This is a genomic window from Tsukamurella pseudospumae, assembly GCF_001575205.1.
GTDB classification, from domain to species: domain Bacteria; phylum Actinomycetota; class Actinomycetes; order Mycobacteriales; family Mycobacteriaceae; genus Tsukamurella; species Tsukamurella pseudospumae.
In genome coordinates this window covers 37,914-59,068 of record NZ_LSRE01000006.1, presented here as the reverse complement: position 1 = coordinate 59,068, position 21,155 = coordinate 37,914, and the positions used below count along the sequence as shown (strand labels likewise).

Sequence of the window (21,155 nt, the reverse complement as noted above, 5' to 3'; positions counted from 1 at the left end):
GTTTCACCCGGGTCCCGGTAACGTCGAAAGGCATGAGTGATTCTGAATCCTCACGAACATCGAAACCAGTAGACACGACATCGACACCGACGAGCTCCCTCAACCGCCGAGTCTTCATCGCCGCCGCAGGCTCGGTCCTGGCCTTCGCCCTCTGGGCACTCGCCTCTCCCGAGACCGCGGAGAGCGTGATCAGCGGCGTCGTCTCCTTCATCACCACCTGGTTCGGCTGGTGGTACTTCCTCCTCGCGACGGCCATCGTCGGCGTGGTCGTGTTCATCGGCCTCAGTCGCTACGGTCGCTACCGCCTGGGGCCCGAGGAGTCCCGCCCCGAGTACAGCCTGTTCACCTGGACCTCCATGCTCTTCGCTGCGGGGATCGGCATCGACCTGATGTTCTTCTCCGTCGCGGAGCCGGTGAGTCACTACCTCAATCCCCCGGTCGGTACGGGCGAGAACAACCACGCCGCGCGGGAGGCCGTCACGTGGACCGTGTTCCACTACGGCGTCACCGGCTGGGCCATGTACGCGCTGATGGGCGGCGCCCTCGCCTACTTCGCCTTCCGGCACAACCTCCCGCTCACCATCCGCGCCGCGCTCTACCCGATCCTCGGCAGGCGCGTGCACGGACGTCTCGGCGACGCGGTCGACGTGGCCGCGGTTCTGGGCACCATCTTCGGCATCGCCACCTCGCTGGGCATCGGCATCGTCCAGCTGAACTACGGCCTGCACGAGTTGTTCGGCCTGCCGCAGGGCAAGGCCGCGCAGATCGGCCTCATCGTGCTGTCGGTGATCGTCGCGACGATCTCCGCGACCTCCGGCGTCGACAAGGGCATCCGCCGGCTCAGCGAGCTCAACGTGATCCTCGCGATCCTGCTGCTCGTCTACATCCTGGTCGCCGGCCGGTCCGACTTCCTGCTCAACGGCCTGGTGCAGAACACGGGCGACTACCTGTCGACCTTCCTCGACCGCACGATGGACACCTTCGCGTGGGGCCAGATCAGTCCCGAGTCCGCGGGCAACGATCCGTCCGGCTGGCTGGATTCCTGGACGCTGTTCTTCTGGGCGTGGTGGGTGGCGTGGGCCCCGTTCGTGGGACTCTTCCTCGCCCGCATCTCGCGGGGCCGCACGCTGCGCCAGTTCGTCTTCGGCGTCCTCGTCGTGCCCTTCAGCTTCATCCTGGTGTGGATCTCGATCTTCGGCAACAGCGCACTCGAGGTGGCCCGGGGCGACAAGCCCTTCGCCGAGGCGACCGCGTCGACGCCCGAGGTCGGGTTCTACTCGCTGCTCGAGAAGTACCCCGGCGCACCGCTGTTGCTCGCGATCGCGACCATCACCGGACTGCTCTTCTACGTCACGAGCGCCGACTCCGGCTCGCTGGTGATGGGCAACTTCACCAGCAAGCTGTCGGATCCGATGGCGGACTGCGCCCGCAGCACGCGGATCTTCTGGTCGTTCGCGATCGGCCTGTTGACCCTCGCGATGCTGTTCGCCGGCAACGAGGGTTCGATCGTCACTCTGCAGAAGGCGACCATCATCATGGGCCTGCCCTTCTCGTTCGTGCTGGCGTTGGTGGGCCTGTCGCTGCTGCGGGCCCTGCACACGGAGTCGTACAAGCACGACAGTTATCGGACGGCGCTGCCCAAGTCCCTCGCTGCGGGTCGGGGCGGCGGCGAGTCCGGCAGCTGGCGCCGGCGCCTCCTCGCGACGATCCATTACCCGAGCCGCGCCGCGACCCTGAAGTTCCTGGAGAACGCCGTCGCACCCGCCATGCGGGACGTGGCAGCCGAGTTCGCCGCCGAGGGCATCTCGGCGACGATCGACGAATCGGGCCGCAGCGAATCGCTGCCCTCCCCCACGCTCACCGTCGACCTGGCCAGCGAGCCGCACTTCGAGTACTGCGTGTGGCCCGTCTCCGCCCCGGCGCCGAGCTACGCGGTGCTCGCCCAGCGTTCGGCCGACCGGTACTTCCGGTGCGAGGTCTACCTCGCGGAGGGCTCGCAGGGCTACACGCTCAACGGCTACACGCGCGAGCAGATCATCGGCGACATCCTCGACCAGTACGAGCGCCATCTCGGCTACCTGCATCTGCGCCGCGCGGCGACCGACCATCACGACGGCGACGACGAGACCGACGGCACCCTAACCGATCCCGACCCGGAAGCGTCCACAGAACCCGAAGGGACACCCGCATGACCGAACCCACCCTGTTCATCGACGGCACGTGGCGCCACAGCGCCGACGGTGGTACCCGCACCATCGTCTGCCCCGCCGACGGCACCGACGTCGGCGTGGTCGACGAGGCGACCGCCTCCGACACCGGAGCCGCGATCACCGCCGCCCGCCGTGCCTTCGACACGGGCCCCTGGCCGCACGTCCCGGCCGCCGAACGGGGCGACCTGCTGCTGCGGGTGGCCGACGAGATCGATCGGCGGCGCGACGATTTCGCGCGGGCCGAGACCCTCGACACCGGCAAGCGCCTGTACGAGTCCGAGCTCGACATGGCCGACATCGCGGCGTGCTTCCGCTACTTCGGCAAGCTCGCCGGCCAGGACTCCGGGCGGATAGTGGACGCCGGATCCGCGGATGTCGCCTCGCAGATCGTGTACGAGCCCGTGGGCGTGTGCGGGATGATCACGCCCTGGAACTACCCGCTCCTGCAGGCTGCGTGGAAGGTCGCGCCCGCGCTGGCCGCCGGGGACACCTTCGTGCTCAAGCCCTCCGAGCTCACCCCGCACACGTCGATCCTGCTGATGCAGGTGCTGCAGGAGGTCGGCCTGCCAGAGGGCGTCGCCAACCTGGTGCTCGGCGCCGGGGCACAAGCCGGCGCTCCCCTGTCCACCCACCCGGACGTCGACCTGGTGTCCTTCACCGGCGGCCTGGTGACCGGCCGGATCATCGCCGCGAACGCCGCCGGCACCGTCAAGAAGGTGGCACTGGAGCTCGGCGGCAAGAACCCCAACGTGATCTTCGCCGATGCGTGCGCGACGCCGGAAGGCCTTGCCGCGGCGGTCGACAACGCGCTCAACGCCGCCTTCCTGCACTCCGGCCAGGTCTGCTCCGCGGGCGCCCGGCTCGTCGTCGAGGCGTCCGTGCACGACGCCTTCGTCGACGAGTTGGTCCGGCGTGCGGAGGGCATCCGGCAGGGCCTGCCGCACGCCGAGGGCACCGAGACCGGGCCGCTGATCTCGGCCGCGCATCGCGATAAGGTGCACACGTACGTCGAGAAGGCGCGTGCCGACGGCGCGGTCGTCCGCACGGGCGGCGCGTTCGCCACCGGGGACCAGGGCTCGGGGCCGCTGGACGGCGGCTTCTTCTACCTCCCGACGGTGCTCGACCAGTGCGATCCGTCGATGGCGTGCGTGCACGACGAGGCCTTCGGGCCAACGGTCACCGTCGAGACCTTCGAGACCGAGGACGAGGCCGTGGCGATCGCCAACGACACGGAATACGGTCTGGCGGGCGCGGTCTGGTCGGCCGACGGAGGGCGCGCGAAGCGGGTCGCGCGGCGCCTGCGGCACGGCACCGTCTGGATCAACGACTTCGGGCCCTACCTCCCCCAGGCCGAGTGGGGCGGCTTCGGCGCCTCCGGCATCGGGCGCGAGCTGGGCCCCACGGGCCTCGGCGAGTACCTCGAGGCCAAGCACGTCTACGAGAACCTGCGGCCGTCCGTCACCGGATGGTTCGCCGAGCGGAAGGACGATCAGTGACTGCACCCGAATCCGGCCAGGAGGCCTTCGACTACGTGGTGGTGGGCGCGGGATCGGCGGGTGCAGCCGTCGCCGCCCGCCTGTCCGAGGACCCGACGGTGACCGTCTGCCTCCTGGAGGCCGGACCCTCCGACGTGGGCGACGAGGCGATCCTGCGACTCGACCGCTGGATGGAGCTTCTCGAATCGGGCTACGACTGGGACTACCCGATCGAGCCTCAGGAGAACGGCAATTCGTTCATGCGGCACGCCCGCGCGAAGGTGTTGGGCGGCTGCAGTTCCCACAACAGCTGCATCGCCTTCTGGGCACCGCGCGAGGATCTGGACTCGTGGGAGCGCGACCACGGCGCGGCGGGTTGGGGCGCGGATTCGGTGTACCGGCTGTATCCGCGGATCGAGACCAACGACGCCCCGGGCGAGCACCACGGACGCTCCGGACCGGTGCACATCATGACGGTGCCCCCGAACGACCCGTGCGGCGTCGCGCTGCTCGACGCGTGCGAGGAGGTGGGCATCCCGCGTGCGGAGTTCAACTCCGGGACCACGGTGACCAACGGCGCCAACTTCTTCCAGATCAACCGCCGCGCCGACGGGACGCGGTCGTCCTCGTCCGTGAGCTACCTGCACCCGGTCCTGGACCGGGAGAACCTGACGATCCGCACCGGCGCCTGGGCCAAGCGAGTCGTCTTCGACACGTCCGGCGATCAGCCGCGTGCCACCGGCGTGGACATCACGGTGGGCGCGTTCGGGCGCACCACGTCCGTCGAGGCGCGGCGCGAGGTGATCGTCAGCGCGGGTGCCATCGACTCACCGAAGCTGTTGATGCTCTCCGGAATCGGGCCCGCGGACCACCTGCGGGAGACCGGCGTCGACGTGCTCGTCGACTCCCCCGGCGTGGGCGCGCACCTGCAGGACCACCCGGAGGGCGTGATCGGCTTCGAGACCTCGCGACCGATGGTCCGCGAGTCCACCCAGTGGTGGGAGATCGGGATCTTCACGCCCACCGAGTACGGCCTGGACCGGCCGGACCTGATGATGCACTACGGCAGCGTCCCCTTCGACATGCACACGCTCCGCCAGGGCTACCCCACGGCGGAGAACACCTTCTGCCTCACGCCCAACGTCACCCACGCGCGCTCGCGCGGCACCGTCCGGCTACGCACCCGAGACTTCCGCGACAAGCCGAGGGTCGACCCGCGGTACTTCACGGACGCCGAGGGGCACGACCTGAAGGTGATGATCGCCGGGATCCGCAAGGCGCGCGAGATCGCGGAGGCGGGACCGCTCAAGGACTGGGTCGAGCGCGAGCTCTACCCCGGCCCCGGCGCCCAGACGGATGCCGAACTGGCCGACTACATCCGGCGCACGCACAACACCGTGTACCACCCCGCGGGCACGGTACGGATGGGCGCCGTCGACGACCCGATGTCACCCCTCGATCCGGAACTGCGGGTCAAGGGCGTCGCCGGCCTGCGCGTCGCCGACGCCTCGGTCTTCCCCGAGCACACGACGGTGAACCCGAACATCACCGTGATGCTGGTCGGCGAGCGCTGCGCGGAACTGGTCGCAGCAGGTCACTGACCGCGACGGCTACGGGAGCAGGCGGGTCGGCAGGCCGAAGGCCTCGAACCGGTCGGCCTGGTCCAGATGCGTCGTCACCCGGGTGACCCGGGCACCGTCGGACTCGAGGACGACGAGGGCGAACGGGCGCATGCCGTTCCCGTCACCCGGCTCGTACTGCCCGAACGCAGGCGATCCGTTGGCCGTCGTCGCCACGAGGCGGTGCCCGACGCAGGCGTCGCCCGAGGCGAACAACGCCGCGTAGTCGGCTGCGCCCCGCAACCAGAACGCCACCGGCGGCATGGAGAAGACCACGTCCTCCGCCAGGAGCGCGGCGAGCCCCGCGACGTCGTGCCGCTCGAAGGCGCTGACGAAGCCGTCCAGGAGCCGGGGATCCACCTCGCCCGCAGGAACGTCCGACGGTGCCGGCGCCGCCCCGGCGAGCACCTTGCGGGCGCGCTGCAGCGAGGAATGCGCTGCGGCGGCGCTGATCCCGAGGATCGACGCGGTCTCGGCGGCACTGTGCCGGTACACGTCGCGCAGCACCAGCACGGCCCGCTGCGCCGGCGTGAGGTGCTGCAACGCCGCGACGAAGGCCATCCGGATGCTCTCGTGCCGCTCCGCCGCAGCCGCCGGATCCGCGACGACGTCCGGCAGCGGCGTGACCCAGCTGCCCGGCCGCAGCTCCGCGAACGCCTGATCCCCCGCGCCGTTGCGCTCCGCCAGGTCGGTCGGCAGAGCCCGGCGCGGGGCGGCACGCAGCAGGTCGATGCAGTACCGGGACGCGATCGCGTACGCCCAGGTCCGGATGCTCGCGCGGGCCGGGTCGTAGCGCTCCCGCGCGTTCCACACCCGCAGCAACACCTCCTGCGCCGCATCCTCGGCGCCCGCACCGTCGCCGATCATCCGGTAGCAGTACCGGACCAGCTCGGGGCGGAGGGCGCCGAGGGCCGCATCATCGATCACTGGCTCGTCGACTCCCGCCACACCGGCGATCATCCCACGACGGTGGGTGTCGGGACCGGGCGTCGGCCGGTCGCGATCAGGACGATCTCGAGCGTCGGCAGCGCGACGTCCTGTGGGCCGTGGCCGAGAACCAGATCCGAGTCGTCGGCCGCGAGTCTCAGACCCGCGAGGTCGACACCGAAGAACCCGAGCCCCTCCGCGCTCGACCCGGTCACCGTCGCGGCGAGCACCTCCGGTGCCGGACCCGGCAGCCCGAGCGGGATCGTGATGTCCAGGCCGTGGATCACCTCGTGGGCCAGCGCGCCCTGCGTCGCGCCGGGCCCGGGCGTCCACCGGCTGGCGACGCGGGCGTGCTGGATCGCCAGCAGCTCGGCGTCGGTGAAGCGGGCGGCATCGGCGCGGGCGGTGCGGTCGACCGCGACGTTCACGTCGCCGCCCGCCTCGGCGACGGCCGCTCCGAACTCCTCGAAGGTCTGCGTGTCGGTCATGTTCAGGTGCGCCACCACCTCGCGGATCCGCCAACCCGCGCAGAGGGAGTCCGCCGCCCACTGCTCGGGCGTGAGGCCGTCGAGCAACCCTGCCATCCGGGTGCGCTCGGCGACGGTGGCGTCGTACAGGTCGGTATCGGAAAGGGTGGTCATGGTGCTCTCCTGTGCTCGGGAAGGGATCGTCACAGGTGTGTACGAGCGGGGCCGCTGGAATTCGTCGCGCGCGCCCCACGAACCCGCGGGCCTATCCTGGGACCATGGCGAACGACTTCACCCGCTTCGCGGCCGTGGCGGCCAAGCTCGCGCGCGAGCACGGCCCCCGGCTCGCGGCGCAGGTCGTGAACAGCCCTCCCGTCCGCGCCGGCCGGGAGGCGATCACCCAGGTGGTCACCCAGACGGTGAATCAAGCCCTCGGCCTGGAGGCACCGTCGGAGCCCAAGGAGTTCACCCCTGGGCGGCCCGTGACCCGCACCTCGACGCGGACCGAGCTGATGGCCCGGTCCATCGCCTACGCGCCCCAACTGGACGGGCAGGCCGATCCGGGCGAGGTCGTGTGGACCTGGGTCGAGTTCGAGGAGACGACGGGGCCGAACGCCGGCCACGGCAAGGACCGGCCCGTGCTCGTGGTGGGCCGCTCCGGCGTGGCACTGCTGGGCCTGATGCTCTCCAGCCAGGACAAGCACATGGGCGACCCGGAGTGGGTCGGCATCGGCTCCGGCCCGTGGGACGAGGACCGTCGCCCGTCGTGGGTGCGGCTCGACCGGGTCCTGGACGTGCCCGAGGACGGCATCCGCCGCGAGGGCGCGGTTCTGGACCGACGTCGCTTCGAGTCCGTCGCCCAGCGCCTGCGCGACGACTACGGCTGGTCCTGAGCGGAGTCCGTCACCGCTGCCACGGCCTCGATCTCGACCAGCTGGTCGTCGTAGCCCAGCACCGTGACGCCCATGAGCGTGCTGGGCACGTCATGGTCACCGAACGCGGACCGGACCACGTCCCACGCGGTGACGAGGTCGTGCTGACGCATCGACGCGACCAGGACGCGAGTGTGGATCACGTCCTGCAGGGTCGCGCCCGCCGCGTCCAGGGCGAGGACCAGGTTCTCGACGCACCGCGCCGCCTGCGCCGCGTAGTCACCGGGCCCGACGGTGCCGCCGTCGAGCGCCAGGGGGCACGCGCCCGCGAGGAAGATCAGCCGCGCCTGCGCCGGCGCGGTCGCGGCGTAGGCGTACTGCGCCACGTCGCTCAGCGCGGACGAACGGATCAATCGGACCTGGCTCGGCATGGCCCGAGCCTGTCACACACTCAGCGCAGGGCCGCGGCGACCTTCTGCGCGGTCGCCTTGGCGGAGCCCGGGTTCTGGCCGGTGATGAGGTTCCCGTCGACGACGGTGTACGAAACGAAGGGCAGCTTGGCCTTCTGGTAGGAAGCGCCGCGCTCCTTGCACCGCTCCTCGGCGTTGTACGGCACCAGCTTGTCGACGCGGGCGAGGACCTCTTCCTGCCAGGCGAACCCGGTCATGTTGCGGCCCTTGATGAGGTACTCGCCGTTCGACAGCGTGGTGTCGAGCAGCCCGCAGTAGCCGTGGCACACCGAGGAGACGATGTCGCCGCGCTCGTAGAGCTCGCGTGAGATCCGCTGCAGCCCTTCGCTCCCCGGGAAGTCGTACATCACCGCGTGGCCGCCGGTGAAGAAGATCGCATCGAAGTCCGCCGAATCGATGTCGTCGGGGCTCAACGTGTTCTCCAGCAGTGCCATCTTCGCGGGGTCGGCGTGCCAGGCCTTCGCGGTCTTGTCGTAGTTGGGAAACTTCAGCGACCGCGGCTCCAGCGGGGACGCGCCGCCCTGGGGGCTCACCAGCACCTGCTCGTAGCCGGCCTCCTCGAAGACGTGCCAGGCGTGCGTGAGCTCGGAGAGCCACAGGCCGGTCTTGTGCGACGGATCGTCGTAGTGGCCGACATTGGTGACGACATTGAGAATGCGCTTCGACATGGGGCGATGCCTCCTGGAGAGTGGTTCGTTCCGATCGCCGTGAGAGCCGCGACCTGCGATGTGTGCAGCGCTTACATTAGGCGGCGCCCCTGCGGCCGTCAATCCCCGCGTGAGATACCACTCAGGTGTTGACAGTGCTTACATGAGCTGTCTAGCCTCATGTAAGCAACGCATACATCGAACGGCGAGGAGCCCGGAGACCATGACCTCGACAGCATCGGTCGTCACCCCGACGACCACCACCACTCCCGTACTGCCGGCCTCGCTGACGAGCGCCGCGCTCCACCGTCTGGCGGCCCGCGTGAGCGCCGGACCCGACGCCGCGCGCACCGTCACCACCGCGCCGTACACCGCTGCGCCGCTCGCGGATCTCCCCGTCTCGACCCCGACGGACGTCGAGGACGCCTACGCCCGCGCCCGCCGCGCCCAGGCGGACTGGGCGGCGACCCCCGCCGCCGACCGCGCGAAGGTCCTGCTCCGCTTCCACGACCTCGTCCTGGAACGCCAGGCCACCGGCCTCGACCTCATGCAGGCGGAGAACGGCAAGACCCGCCGCGACGCCTACCTCGAAATCGCCGATGCCGCGATCGCCGCGCGCTACTACGCGCGCACCGGGCCGAAGGCGCTCGCTCCGCACCGCCGGAACGGCGCACTCCCCCTGCTCACCCGCACCACGGAGCTGCACCATCCGAAGGGCGTCGTCGCGATCATCTCGCCGTGGAACTACCCGCTGTCGATGGCCGCCACCGACGCGATCGCCGCCCTCATGGCCGGCAACGCCGTGGTCCAGAAGCCCGACACGCAGACTGCGCTCACCGCACTGTGGGCCCTCGACCTGATGTACGAGGCCGGTCTCCCGGCCGATGTCTGGCAGATGGTCGTAGGGCGCGGCAGCTCGATCGGCGACGCCCTCATGGCGGGCGCGGACTACATGATGTTCACCGGATCCACCGCGACCGGCCGGCAGATCGCCCGCGACGCCGGGGAGCGCCTGATCGGCGCCTCACTCGAGTTGGGCGGCAAGAACGCGATGCTCGTCCTCGACGATGCCGACCTGGACCGCGCCGCCGCGGGCGCGGTCGCCGCGGCCTTCCCGTCCGCGGGCCAGCTCTGCGTGTCCGTGGAGCGGATGTACGTCGCCGCCTCGGTGCGGGACGAGTTCGTCGCGAAGTTCGTGGACCGCACCCGCGCCCTCGAGATCGGTGCCGCCTATGACTTCAGCAAGGCCGTGGGCAGCCTCACCACGGAGAAGCAGCTGGCCACCGTGACCGAGCACGTCGCCGACGCCGTCGCCAAGGGCGCGACGTTGCTGGCCGGCGGCCGCGCCCGCCCGGACCTCGGCCCGCTGTTCTTCGAGCCGACGATCCTCACCGGCGTCACCCCGGAGATGACGCTGTACGCGCACGAGACCTTCGGCCCCGTCGTCTCGATCTACACCGTGGCCGACGACGAGGAGGCGATCGCGCGGGCCAACGACACCGTCTACGGCCTCAACAGCAGCGTGTGGGGACGCGACGCACGCCGCGCCGGCGCGGTCGCGGCCCGGCTGCGCACCGGCACCGTCAACATCAACGACGCCTTCGCCGCGGCCTGGGGCAGCATCGACTCCCCCATGGGCGGCATGGGCGACTCTGGCCTCGGCCGCCGGCACGGCGTCGAGGGCCTGCTCAAGTACACCGAGGCGCAGACCGTTGCGCATCAGGCCCGCCTGAACTTCTACCCGCCCGCCGGCGTCCCGTGGAAGATGTGGGCACCCACCATCACCACAGCACTGCGCATCTGGAAGTCCGTCGGCGCACGCTGACCCGTCCCCACCGAGGAGCACCACCATGACAGCACCCGAGACCCCGGGCCGGATCGTCGTCTTCGGGGCCACCGGCTACGCGGGCGGCCTCGCCGTCGACGCGCTCGTCGCGCGCGGGCTGCGGCCCGTCCTCTCCGCCCGATCCGAGGGCAAGCTGACCGAACTCGCCGCACGGCACGGCGGCCTGGAGTATCAGGTAGCGGACGTCTCCGACCCCGACAGCGTGCGGGCACTCGTCGCCGCGGGCGACGTGCTCGTCACCGGCGTCGGCCCGTTCGAGCGCGTCGGGTGGGTCGCCGCCGAGGCCGCGGCCCGCGCCGGCGCGCACTACGTGGACTCGACCGGCGAGGTCGGTTTCGTCCGCGAGCTGCACCGGCGACACGACGCGCAGGCCCGCGAAACGGGCTCGGTCATGTTGCCCGCCTTCGGCTACGACTACGTGCCCGGCGTCCTCGCGGGGTCGCTCGCACTGGAGGAGGCCGGCGAGCGCGCGCGGTCCGTGGACATCGGCTATTTCGCCACCGGATCGCTGCGGAACGGCCTGAGCCAGGGCACGCGCAAGACCGTGATCGACGGCATGAGCCTGCCGGTGGCGGTGTTCCGCCGCGGCGCACTCACCGATCTGCGCGCGGCGCAGGAGGTCGTGCGCTTCCCCGTGCGCGGACGCGAGCGCGCGGGCATCCTCGCCACCGGCACGGAGGTGCTTCAGCTGCCCCGCACCTACCCGCAGCTGCAGGGCGTGCGCGTCTTCAACGGCTGGTTCCCCGAGCTGGCCCGCGCCATGCAGGCGATGTCGCTCGTCGCGACGACGCTCTCCCGCAACCCGCTCGGCCGGCGCGCGCTCGACGCGGTCCTGCCCCGGTTCGTCGGCCCCGCAGGCGGTCCCGACGAGGCCGAGCGCGCCCGGACGCGCGGCCTCGCCGTCGCCGTCGCGCGGTCGGCCTCGGGCGAGGTGCTCGCGGAGGTCGAGGTCGACGGCCCGTCGCCCTACACCGTGACGGCCGAGCTGATGGCGATGGCGGCGGACCGTCTGGCCCGGGGACTGGGCCGTACGGCCGGCGTCGTCGGGCCGATCGACGGCCTGGGCGCCGACGCCTTCCCGACGGCGTGCGCGGAGGTCGGGCTCGCCCGGGTCTCCGGAGCGGCCGGAGCCGCGTCATGACCGGGTTCGAGCCGGGTCACGCCCGCTACGTCTCGCTCGCGACCTTCCGCAGGTCCGGGGAGCGCGTCGCGACCCCGGTCTGGACGGTCCCGCTCGGTGACGGCCGGATCGGCGTGTCCACCGCACCTGACGCGGGCAAGGTCAAACGCCTGCGGAACGACGCGCGCGTGGAGCTCACCCCGTGCGATGTGCGGGGCCGCATCGAGCCCGGGGCCCCGACGGTGACGGGCCGGGCGACGATCGTGGCCGACGGCCCGGAGATCGCCGCGGTCCGCCGCGCGCTGCGCGCGAAGTACGGCCTACAGGCCGTCGTCATCGGGCTCGGGAGCACGCTCAAGACGGCGCTCACGCGGCGCCGGGCCGACGAGTCAGTCCTCGTCATCACGCTCGACTGAGCTGCTCCAGGTGCGTGCGCAGGAACCGGCCCGTCACGCTGTCGGGGGCGGCCGCGACCTGTTCGGGCGTCCCCTGGGCCACGACGGTGCCGCCCGCGGCCCCGCCACCCGGGCCCAGGTCGATGACGTGGTCGGCGTTGGCGATCATGTCCAGGTCGTGCTCGACGACGATGACCGTCGCGCCGCGGTCGACGAGCCGCTGCAGGACGTCGAGCAACACGCGGACGTCCTTGGGGTGCAGCCCCACCGAGGGCTCGTCGAGCACGAAGACGGCGTCGGACTGATCGCGCCCCAGCTCCCCCGCCAGCTTGAGCCGCTGCGCCTCGCCGCCGGACAGCGCCGGCGTCGCCTCGCCCAGCGTCAGGTAGCCGAGTCCCAGATCGTCGAGAGTGCGCAGCTTCTTCGCGATCCGCGGCACGGGAACGGCGTCGGCGGCCTCGCGGACGCTGAGCGCCAAAAGGTCCGGCAGGGCGAGGGCGGCACCGTCGGACTGCCCTTCCGGCCAGCGCACCGCCCAGGCCTCGGGGGCGTACCGTCGGCCCAGGCAGACCGGGCATTCGATGTCGACGTCGGGGAGGAACTGCACGTCGAGCGAGACCTGCCCCGTGCCCTCGCACCGCGGACAGCGCAGCGATCCCGTGTTGTAGGAGAAGGCACCGGCTTTCAGGCTCAGGTCCTTGGCCGCGGCGGTCTTGGCGTACTCGCGCCGCAGGTCGTCGAGGACGCCGCTGTAAGTCGCGACCGTCGAGCGCACGTTGACGCCGATCGGCGTGGCGTCCACCAGGTTCACCCGGCCGAGGCCCGGCGCGTCCAGGGCGGTCACCGGAGCACGAAGGGGTTCGCCCTCCGCCGCGGCGGCCAGCGCAGGCACCAACGCCTCGAGTACCAGCGTCGACTTGCCCGAGCCGGAAACGCCCGTCACCGTGGTGATCCGACCGACGGGCAGGTCGACCGACAGAGCGTGCACGGTGTGGATCGGGGCCGTCTCGAGGTGGACCCGGCCCCGCGCGAAGACCTCGTCGTCGGCGATACGGGGCCGCGTGCGAACCGGCACGCGGCCCGCGAGATAGTCGCCCAGCACGGAGTCCGGGTCGCGCTCGATCTCGGCGACGGTGCCCTGCGCGATCAGGCGGCCGCCCTCCGCGCCGGAACCGGGGCCGATCTCGACGAGGTGCTCCGCCTCGCGTACGACGTCCAGATCGTGATCGACGACGACCACGGAGTTGCCGTCCCGCAACAGGTCCCGCACCACGCCGAGCAGGCCCTCGACGTTGGCCGGGTGCAGGCCGACCGACGGCTCGTCCAGCACGTACAGCACCCCGGTGGTGCGGTTGCGGACCGCCCGCGCGAGCTGCACCCGCTGCCGCTCACCGGTGGAGAGGGTGGCCGCGGCACGGTCCAGGCCGAGGTACCCGAGGCCCAGTTCCAACAGGCGGCGCGCGATGGATTCCAGGGTGTCGACGAGGATTCCGGCCATCTCGCGCATGTCGGCCGGGAGCGGTTCGACGGTGCCCGGCGCCCACGCGACCACCTCGTCGAGGGTCATCGCGGTGACGTCCGCGAGGCCGAGGTCGCCGATGCGCGGCGCTCGCGCGGCGGGGCTCAGGCGGGTACCGCGGCAGTCGGGACACGGACCCGAGTAGAGGAAGCGCTCGATGCGACCGAGCCCGGATTCGGTGGCCGCCTTGTCCAGCGCCTCCTGCACCGCGGTCGTCGCGTTCCGGTACGTGAAGTTCAGCTCGAACAGCTTGCCGTTCTTCGAGGGCACCGTGATGTGGCGCTTCTCCGCGGGACCGTGCAGCACCACCTGCTTCTCGTCGTCGGTCAGCTCACCGAAGGGCACATCGGTGCGGACCCCCATCTCCGCGACCACCTGCGGCATCACAGTCAGACCCATCATCGACCAGGGCGCGACGGCACCGTCGGCGATGGTCCTCGTGGGATCCGGTACCAGTGCGGCACCGTCGATCTCGCGGACGGTTCCCGTCCCCGAGCAGGTGGGGCAGGCACCGTCGGAGTTGAAGGCCAGTGACTCCGCGCCGGGCGGGGTGAAGACGGCCCCGCAGACGGGGCAGGTGAGGTCGAGTCCGATCGCGACGTCGATGGTCGGATCGACGTAGTGGCCGTTCGGGCAGCGATGCGCGGCGAGCCGGGAGAACATGAGCCGCAACACGTTCAGCAGCTCGGTGCTGGTCCCGAAGGTGCTGCGCACGCCGGGGACGCCGGGCCGCTGCCGCAGGGCGAGCGCGGCGGGGACGTGCTCCACCGAATCGACGGCGGCCCGCGGCGCCTGCGCCATCCGGCGACGGGTGTACGTGGAGAGCGCCTCCAGGTACCGGCGCGAGCCCTCCGCGTAGAGCACGCCCATCGCCAGCGAGGACTTACCGCTGCCGGACACGCCCGCGATCGCCACGAGCCGGCGCAGCGGCACGTCGACGTCCAGGGAGCGGAGGTTGTGCACCCGCGCCCCGCGGACGGCGATCCACAGCGGCGTGTCGTCGGTCATGCGCGCCGGCCGCTCATGCGAGACGCGTGATCTCCACGACCACATCGAGATCCGACGCGCCGCCGCCCGCGATCACGCCGCGCAGGGGCGGGACGTCCGCGTAATCGCGGCCGACGCCGACGGAGACGTGCCGCTCGCCGATCGGGACGTCGTTCGTCGGGTCGTAGCCGCGCCACTGCCCGGTCCACGCCTCGATCCACGCGTGGGACTCCCCCGCCACCGTCGAACCGACCTCCGCGTTGCGCTGCGGGTGCAGGTAGCCGGAGACGTACCGGCCCGGGATGCCGACGCTGCGCAGCAGCAGCAGAGTGAGGTGCGCGTAGTCCTGGCAGACGCCCTTGCGCTCCTCCCAGGCGTCGGTCGCCGACGAGTGCACGCCGGTGGTACCGGGCACGTAATCCAGCTCCTCGTGCACCCAGCGGCACACCGCGAGCACGGCCTCGTCGGGCTCGAGATCCTTGACCAGCTTCTTCGCCTGCGCCGCGAGTTTGCGCTGCTTGGGCACGTAGTCGGTGTAGCTGAGCAGCTCGTCGAACCGGTCCCGGACGTGATCGGTCGCGAGCTCATCCCAACCGACCACCTCGCCCGTATCGTCGGCGGCCTCGGTCTCGACGACGGAGGCGCCCGTGACCTCGAGCGCGGTGTGCGGGGCGTGCAGGTCGAACGCGGTCACCGCCGTGCCCCAGTAGTCCGTGTAGCGGTACGCGCGGGTGGCGGGCACCGTCTCGACTCGGTTGAGGATCACGTTCTGCCGCTGGTCACTTCGCGGGGTCAGGCGGGCCTCGTTGTACGACGAGGTGACCGGTGCGTTGTAGCCGAAACCGGTGGAGTGCACGACTCGAAGACGCCAGCTCACAGCTCCCCCTCCAGGATGGTGTCGATGTCGCCGCGGGCGCGGGCGTCGGTCCAGGCGACATAGGGCGTCACGTGAAAGTAGCGAGCGGTGACCGCCTCGCCAGCGGCCTGCCCCAACTCCTGCAGCGCGAGGAGCCTGCGCTGCAGGTCGTCGAGAAGCTCTCCGGGGGCGAGGAACTCGAGCTCGCCCCGGGCGCGGCCCAGCAGGCGCTGCGCCTCGGTGCGGGTGCCGAGGCGACCCTCGCGGCCGCCCTCGATGGCGTTCAGGCAGTCCTCCGCGGTGGTGAGCGCGTGAATCACGGACCGCGGGAAGAGCCTGTCCACCAGGATGAACTCGACCACCCGCGTGGCGTCGAGCACCCCGCGGTGGGTGCGCAGGTAGGTGTCGTGCGCGCCCGTCGCGCGGAGCACCGTGACCCAGGTGGGCGCGTTCGCGCGATCGCCGGCACGGGAGAGCAGCAGCCGCACGGCCATGTCCATGCGCTCGATCGAGCGGCCCAGCAACATGAACCGGTAGCCCTCGTCGCGCGAGAGCGTCGAGTCGGTGAGACCGGCGAACATCGCGGCGCGGTTCTTGATGTAGTTGAGGAACTCGTGCGGGCCGAGGCGGCGGGCGGCGCGCTCCCGCTCGGCGAGACCGTTGTAGGTGGCGTTGAGGCACTCCCACATCTCGGAGCTGGTGACCTCCCGTGCGCCGCGGGCGTTCTCGCGGGCGGAGGCGACCGTGGCGGCGATCGAACCGCTGCCCGGGTCGCGGTTGTAGGCGACGACCTCGGTGACGGAGCGCAGGTCGAGCGGCTGGTCGGCCGGCGGCTCGGGGATGCCGAGGACGCGGACGAGCTGGCGGGAGACCCGGTCCTCGTCGACCGTGGCGTCCTCGAGGAACTGGTGCACGGTCACGTCGAGCATGCGGGCGGTGTCATCGGCGCGTTCGGCGTACCGGCCGATCCAGTACAGCGCCTCCGCGTTACGGGCGAGCATCACGGACCTCCTCTCGAGCCTGCTGCTGTTGTTGGTCCTGCGAGCTGAGCTCGGGGCCGAGCTCCACCTGCTGCTGCTCGGCGAGGTCGCGGCTCGGAACCACTTCCACGCCTTCGAGTTCCGCCTCCGCGGCCGACGACCTGGCTGCGAGCACCCAGGTGTCCTTCGATCCTCCGCCCTGGCTCGAGTTCACCACGAGGGAGCCCTCCGGAAGAGCGACGCGCGTCAGGCCGCCGGGCAGCACCCACACGTCGTCACCGTCGTTGACGGCGAACGGCCGCAGATCCACGTGCCGTGGGCGGGCCTGCTCGCCGATCTTCGTCGGCACCGTCGAGAGCTGCACCACCGGCTGCGCGATCCAGCCGCGAGGGTCGCTCATGACCTTGCGGCGGATCGTCGCGAGCTCCTTCTCGCTCGCGTCCGGCCCGAAGACGATGCCGTAACCGCCCGAGCCCTCGACGGGCTTGATCACCAGCTCGTCGATGCGGTCCAGCACCTCCTCGCGCTCCTCGTCGAGCCAGCAGCGCAGCGTGTCCACGTTCAGCAGCATCGGCTTCTCGCCGAGGTAGTAGTCGATGATGTCGGGCACGTAGGTGTAGGTCAGCTTGTCATCGGCCACGCCGTTGCCCACGGCGGAACTGATCACCACGTTGCCGGCGCGCGCCGCGTTGAGCAGGCCGGCCACACCCAGCACCGAGTTGGGGAGGAACTGCATCGGGTCGAGGAACTCGTCGTCGATGCGGCGGTAGATCACGTCCACCTGCTGCTCGCCGCTCGTCGTGCGCATGTAGACCACGTTGTCGCGACAGAACAGGTCGCGGCCCTCGACCAGCTCGACGCCCATCTGCCGGGCGAGCAGGGAGTGCTCGAAGTACGCGGAGTTCGCCATGCCGGGCGTGAGGACCACCACGGTCGGGTCGGCCTCGTTCGACGCGGCGCTCCGCCGGAGGGCGCGCAGCAGGTGCGAGCTGTAGTCCGCGACGGCGCGCACGCGGTGGCGCTGGAACAGGTCCGGGAAGACCTGCGCCATCGTCCGGCGGTTCTCCATCACGTAGCTCACGCCCGACGGGGACCGCAGGTTGTCCTCGAGCACGCGGAAGGTTCCTTCGGCATCGCGGATCAGATCGATGCCGGCGACGTGGATGCGCACGCCGTTGGGCGGGCGGATGCCGGCGGCCTGCCGGTGGAAGTGCGCACACGAGGTGACCAGCCGTTTGGGGACGACACCGTCGCGCAGGATCTCCTGCTCGGAGTAGATGTCGTCGAGGAACATCTCCAGCGCCTGCACCCGCTGCTTGATCCCCTTCTCCAACCGGTTCCACTCGGCGGCGGCGATCACGCGCGGCACGAGGTCCAGCGGGAAGGGCCGCTCGCGACCCTCGAGGGAGAAGGTGATGCCCTGGTCGATGAACGCCGCACCGAGCGCGTCCACGCGGGCCGCCAGGTCCGACTCGTCCGCCGACGCGAGAGCGCCGAAGATCCGTTTGTAGGGCGTCCGGACGGTGCCGTCGTCGGCGAACATCTCGTCGAACGCCCGCTGGAACGACGGTGCCTCGTCGTAGCCCGCGAACAGCGGCGCGTCATCGGACAGTCGTGGGACGGCGGCAGGCTTCCGGGTCGCGGACGCCGACGTGCGTCCCGAGGTGCCGGCCTTGGCCTGTTTCTGCGGGGTCACTCGGCCATCGTGCCGCACCCGAGCCGTTTCGGCAGCGGTCTCGTTCACGGCGTGGCAAGCTGGGCGTCGGACGCCGTTCCGCAGGCCGGTGCCGCGATTTGGGTTGTATCCGGGCCGCTGGTAACCTGGTACGTCGGCAGTCATCACCGGCTGCCCTTTCGAGACAAGAGAGTTTGAACGCGTGGCCAACATCAAGTCCCAGATCAAGCGGATCAAGACCAACGAGCGCAACCGCCTGCGCAACCAGTCGGCGAAGTCGTCGCTGCGTACCGCCATCCGCCACTTCCGCGAGGCCGTCGAGGCCGGGGACAAGGCCAAGGCCGGTGAGCTCCTCGTCAGCACCAGCCGTCAGCTCGACAAGGCCGCCAGCGCCGGCGTCATCCACGCCAACCAGGCCGCCAACAAGAAGTCGGCCCTGTCGCTGGCTCTCAACAAGCTCTGATCTTCCGCTAGACGCGCGTATCACCGCGCCGCACCACCACCGGCACCACGCGGGCCGGAACGGTACGGCGCGGTTTTCGCGTATCCGGATCAGGAACCGGAGCCGGAGCCGGTTCGACGGTTCGATCCCCGCGCCGTGCGATTCCCCCGCGCCGTGCGGCCGCTCAGCTCGCGAGCGTTGCGACCTTGCGGACGGCGATCTCCAGCGCGTAGTCCGGATCGGCGGCCTGGCCCTTGACGTCGGCGTTCGCCGCCGCGACGGCCTGCAGCGCGCTCGCCACGTTCTCCGCACGCCAGCGCCGGGCGACCTGCGTCATCTTCTTCACCTTCCACGGCGCCATCCCCAGCTCCCCCGCGTCGCGGTACTGGTCCGGAGTGCGGCCGAGCCCGCGGATCCGCGCCACCGAGTGCACCGCGTCGGCCAGCGCGTCGGCGATGAGCACGTGCGGGGTTCCGCGGTGCTGGGCCCAGCGCAACGCCTCGAGCGCGGCCGCGACCTGTCCGGCGACCGCCTTGTCGGCGATCTCGAAGCCGGTGACCTCTGCGCGCCCCGCGTAGTAGCGGTGTACGGCCGCGAGGTCGACCCGGCCGCCCGTGTCCGCCACCAGTTGAGCGATGGCCGCCGCGAGCTCGCGCAGGTCCTTGCCCACGGAATCCACGAGCAGGTCGACCAGTTCGTCCGACACTCGGACCTTGCGGGCGCGGAACTCCGACTTGGCGAAGTCAGCGCGATCGCGGGCGGAGGTGATCGTGGGAACCTCGACGATCTCGGCTCCGGCCTTCTTCAGGGCCGCCACCATCGACTTCGCGCGGCCGCCGCCGCTGTGCTCGATGACCAGGGTGATCCCGTCCGGCGGGTTCTGCGCCGCCTCCACGATGAGATCGACGGGGGCCTTGCCCGCCTCGGCCGCGGACTCGAGGACGACGATGCGCTCCTCCGCGAACAGCGACGGGCTCAGCAGCTCCACCAGCTCGGACTGGTCGACATCGCCCGCCCGGATGCGCGTGACCGGGACCGCGTCACCGGCGCCGCCCGGCAGCCCCATGCCGCCGTCACCCGCACTCGCGCGCGCCGCGTCGACGATCGCGGCGACCGCCCGCTCCACCAGGAGGCCCTCGGTCCCCACCACCACGTGTACGCGCGCGCTGTCCACCACGGCTCCCATACTTCCAGACCCCACCGACGATCACGCACGCCGCGACGAGCAGAACACCCGCGGTGGCGCCGCCGGGCACCTCGATCACCCCGATCCGGGCGCACCACCGCGCCACGGTGATCACCCACCACAGCTCGGGACCCGTCGCCCGTACCGCTACCTCGGCGATCGGTGGGACCACCGGGGCCGCCACCGCGGCCAGCGTGCCCACCACCGTGACGATCGGGATCGCGGGGCCGGCCAGCAGGTTCGCGACCAGCCCGCCGAGCGGTACCCGACCTGAGAACGCGATGAGCAAGGGCAGCGTCACCACCTGGGCCACGACCGTCACCGCGAGCAGGCTCGCGAGCGTGTCCGGCACGCGCGCCGCCACCAGCCGATCGCGCAGTACCGGCGACCACAGCACGAGACCGGCGGTCGCGGCCACCGACAGGGCGAAGCCGATGTCGCGGGCCAGCACCGGCCGGATCAGCATGAGCACCACGACCGCGGCGAACAGCGCGACCAGCGGCTGCCGCCCGCGCCGCAGCGCCAGTGCCGCGACGCCGACCAGCCCCATCACCGCGGCCCGCACCACCGACCCCGTCGGGCCCACCAGTCCCACGAAGGCGACCATGGCGGCAGCGGTCAGCGCGGCACGCGCTGGCAACGGAAGGCCGGCTGCGGCGCACGCACCCAGGACGCACAGCGCAAGAATCGCGAAGTTGGCGCCGCTGACGGCCGTCAGGTGGGTGAGCCCGGAGTCCTGGAAGTCGCCGCGCACCGTCGGCAGGGTCGCCGACTCGTCGCCGAGGACCAACGCCGGCAGCAGGCCCGCGGCATCCGTCGGCAACGCCTCCGCCGCGACCGCCGACAGCGCCCGCCGCACCGCCGCGGCCGCGCGGAAGTAGGGCGGGGCCCGGCCGAGCACCGTCGGCTGCCCCGACCCGACCAGCACGGCCGCGACGAGACCCGGCCGGGTACTGCGCAGCACCGTAGCCCGGATCGCGATCCGCTCCCCCGGCACCAGGGCGCCGAGGTCGAATCCCGCTCCCAGCAGCAGGATCCCGCCCCGCGCGGCGCGCGTGTCATGGGAGGTCCGCACCGCCTCGACGGTGCCCGGCACCAGCACGCGCGACGCGTCGAGATGCCCGCCGGGATCGCCCGATCGCTGCCGCGGCCACTCGTCGACCTCCAGCACGACCTGCACGGAGCCCGCGCCGTCGAAATCCACGATCGACGCCCGCTCCCGGTCGTGCACCCGGAAGGCTACCGACGCGGCCACCCCGGCGCCGAGGCCCGCCGCCGCGACGACCACGAGGGCGAGGGACCGTACCGCGGGCCGACCGGCGCGCCCGCGCACGAGCGCCGCCAGCCCGGCGGCCGCCACCAGGACGCCCGCGACCCACCACGCGGCCACCGCCGACACCAGCGCGATGATCGCCGCGACCCAGCAGACGATCGCCGCCGGGAGAAGCCGCAGGTCCACTGC

Annotated in this window: 18 protein-coding genes; 8 read left to right on the top strand and 10 right to left on the bottom strand. The window is 71.5% G+C overall.

Features of this window, described 5'->3' with window-relative positions; genetic code table 11:
* The first annotated feature begins 32 nt into the window (after positions 1 to 32).
* Genes betT through AXK61_RS04895 form a run of 3 tightly spaced genes read left to right on the top strand, consistent with a single transcriptional unit; the run spans position 33 to position 5,286 of the window.
* Positions 33 to 2,192, top strand: coding sequence for a choline BCCT transporter BetT (betT, locus tag AXK61_RS04905; RefSeq protein ID WP_068744118.1), 2,160 nt, complete (start codon positions 33 to 35; stop codon positions 2,190 to 2,192).
* Entirely contained in the window at positions 2,189 to 3,706 is a 1,518-nt protein-coding gene (locus AXK61_RS04900) for an aldehyde dehydrogenase family protein (RefSeq protein ID WP_068572433.1), read from the top strand. The genes betT and AXK61_RS04900 overlap by 4 nt, the downstream gene beginning before the upstream one ends.
* On the top strand, positions 3,676 to 5,286 hold the full coding sequence (locus tag AXK61_RS04895; RefSeq protein WP_068744115.1) for a GMC family oxidoreductase: 1,611 nt from the start codon (positions 3,676 to 3,678) through the stop codon (positions 5,284 to 5,286). Before AXK61_RS04900 ends, AXK61_RS04895 begins: the two co-directional genes overlap by 31 nt.
* 9 nt (positions 5,287 to 5,295) lie before the next feature.
* On the opposite strand, the gene AXK61_RS04890 is transcribed toward AXK61_RS04895, so the two are convergent.
* Complete coding sequence (locus AXK61_RS04890; RefSeq protein ID WP_068572429.1) at positions 5,296 to 6,264, bottom strand: RNA polymerase subunit sigma-70; 969 nt, start codon at positions 6,262 to 6,264, stop codon at positions 5,296 to 5,298.
* Positions 6,261 to 6,872, bottom strand: coding sequence for a maleylpyruvate isomerase family mycothiol-dependent enzyme (locus AXK61_RS04885; protein ID WP_068572427.1), 612 nt, complete (start codon positions 6,870 to 6,872; stop codon positions 6,261 to 6,263). Before AXK61_RS04885 ends, AXK61_RS04890 begins: the two co-directional genes overlap by 4 nt.
* 104 nt (positions 6,873 to 6,976) lie before the next feature.
* Here AXK61_RS04885 and AXK61_RS04880 point away from each other — a divergent pair, with 104 nt between their 5' ends.
* Positions 6,977 to 7,591 carry a type II toxin-antitoxin system PemK/MazF family toxin gene (locus AXK61_RS04880; RefSeq protein WP_068572426.1) on the top strand — a complete coding sequence of 205 codons (615 nt, stop codon included), beginning with the start codon at positions 6,977 to 6,979 and terminating at the stop codon, positions 7,589 to 7,591.
* Here the strand turns inward: AXK61_RS04880 and AXK61_RS04875 are convergent.
* On the bottom strand, positions 7,576 to 8,001 hold the full coding sequence (locus tag AXK61_RS04875; RefSeq protein WP_068572424.1) for a RidA family protein: 426 nt from the start codon (positions 7,999 to 8,001) through the stop codon (positions 7,576 to 7,578). The genes AXK61_RS04880 and AXK61_RS04875 overlap by 16 nt on opposite strands.
* Positions 8,002 to 8,021: 20 nt before the next feature.
* A complete protein-coding gene (locus AXK61_RS04870) occupies positions 8,022 to 8,708 on the bottom strand; it encodes a type 1 glutamine amidotransferase domain-containing protein (protein WP_068572423.1) in 687 nt (228 codons plus the stop codon).
* 202 nt (positions 8,709 to 8,910) lie between these two features.
* On the opposite strand from AXK61_RS04870, the gene AXK61_RS04865 reads away from it, so the two are divergent.
* From AXK61_RS04865 to AXK61_RS04855, 3 genes are read left to right on the top strand one after another with little or no spacing between them, the layout of a single operon-like run.
* On the top strand, positions 8,911 to 10,512 hold the full coding sequence (locus tag AXK61_RS04865; RefSeq protein ID WP_068572421.1) for a succinic semialdehyde dehydrogenase: 1,602 nt from the start codon (positions 8,911 to 8,913) through the stop codon (positions 10,510 to 10,512).
* A gap of 25 nt (positions 10,513 to 10,537) precedes the next feature.
* Positions 10,538 to 11,674 (top strand): saccharopine dehydrogenase family protein, encoded by a 1,137-nt coding sequence (locus AXK61_RS04860; RefSeq protein WP_068744113.1) that lies wholly within the window; start codon positions 10,538 to 10,540, stop codon positions 11,672 to 11,674.
* Entirely contained in the window at positions 11,671 to 12,069 is a 399-nt protein-coding gene (locus tag AXK61_RS04855; protein WP_068572417.1) for a PPOX class F420-dependent oxidoreductase, read from the top strand. The genes AXK61_RS04860 and AXK61_RS04855 overlap by 4 nt, the downstream gene beginning before the upstream one ends.
* Here AXK61_RS04855 and AXK61_RS04850 read toward each other — a convergent pair.
* From AXK61_RS04850 to AXK61_RS04835, 4 genes are read right to left on the bottom strand one after another with little or no spacing between them, the layout of a single operon-like run.
* On the bottom strand, positions 12,056 to 14,575 hold the full coding sequence (locus AXK61_RS04850) for an excinuclease ABC subunit UvrA (protein WP_068572416.1): 2,520 nt from the start codon (positions 14,573 to 14,575) through the stop codon (positions 12,056 to 12,058). The genes AXK61_RS04855 and AXK61_RS04850 overlap by 14 nt on opposite strands.
* 13 nt (positions 14,576 to 14,588) lie before the next feature.
* The gene (locus AXK61_RS04845; RefSeq protein WP_068744111.1) at positions 14,589 to 15,431 is read right to left on the bottom strand and encodes a transglutaminase family protein; all 843 of its coding nucleotides are present in this window, start codon (positions 15,429 to 15,431) and stop codon (positions 14,589 to 14,591) included.
* Positions 15,428 to 16,411: an alpha-E domain-containing protein gene (locus tag AXK61_RS04840; RefSeq protein ID WP_068744110.1), complete on the bottom strand. Its 984-nt coding sequence runs from the start codon at positions 16,409 to 16,411 to the stop codon at positions 15,428 to 15,430. Before AXK61_RS04840 ends, AXK61_RS04845 begins: the two co-directional genes overlap by 4 nt.
* On the bottom strand, positions 16,398 to 18,002 hold the full coding sequence (locus AXK61_RS04835; protein WP_068744128.1) for a circularly permuted type 2 ATP-grasp protein: 1,605 nt from the start codon (positions 18,000 to 18,002) through the stop codon (positions 16,398 to 16,400). The genes AXK61_RS04840 and AXK61_RS04835 overlap by 14 nt, the downstream gene beginning before the upstream one ends.
* 265 nt (positions 18,003 to 18,267) lie before the next feature.
* On the opposite strand from AXK61_RS04835, the gene rpsT reads away from it, so the two are divergent.
* Positions 18,268 to 18,528: a 30S ribosomal protein S20 gene (gene rpsT, locus AXK61_RS04830; RefSeq protein WP_068572410.1), complete on the top strand. Its 261-nt coding sequence runs from the start codon at positions 18,268 to 18,270 to the stop codon at positions 18,526 to 18,528.
* 163 nt (positions 18,529 to 18,691) lie between these two features.
* On the opposite strand, the gene holA is transcribed toward rpsT, so the two are convergent.
* On the bottom strand, positions 18,692 to 19,681 hold the full coding sequence (gene holA, locus AXK61_RS04825) for a DNA polymerase III subunit delta (protein ID WP_231855434.1): 990 nt from the start codon (positions 19,679 to 19,681) through the stop codon (positions 18,692 to 18,694).
* Entirely contained in the window at positions 19,581 to 21,152 is a 1,572-nt protein-coding gene (locus AXK61_RS04820; protein ID WP_068572406.1) for a ComEC/Rec2 family competence protein, read from the bottom strand. Before AXK61_RS04820 ends, holA begins: the two co-directional genes overlap by 101 nt.
* Positions 21,153 to 21,155: the final 3 nt, after the last annotated feature.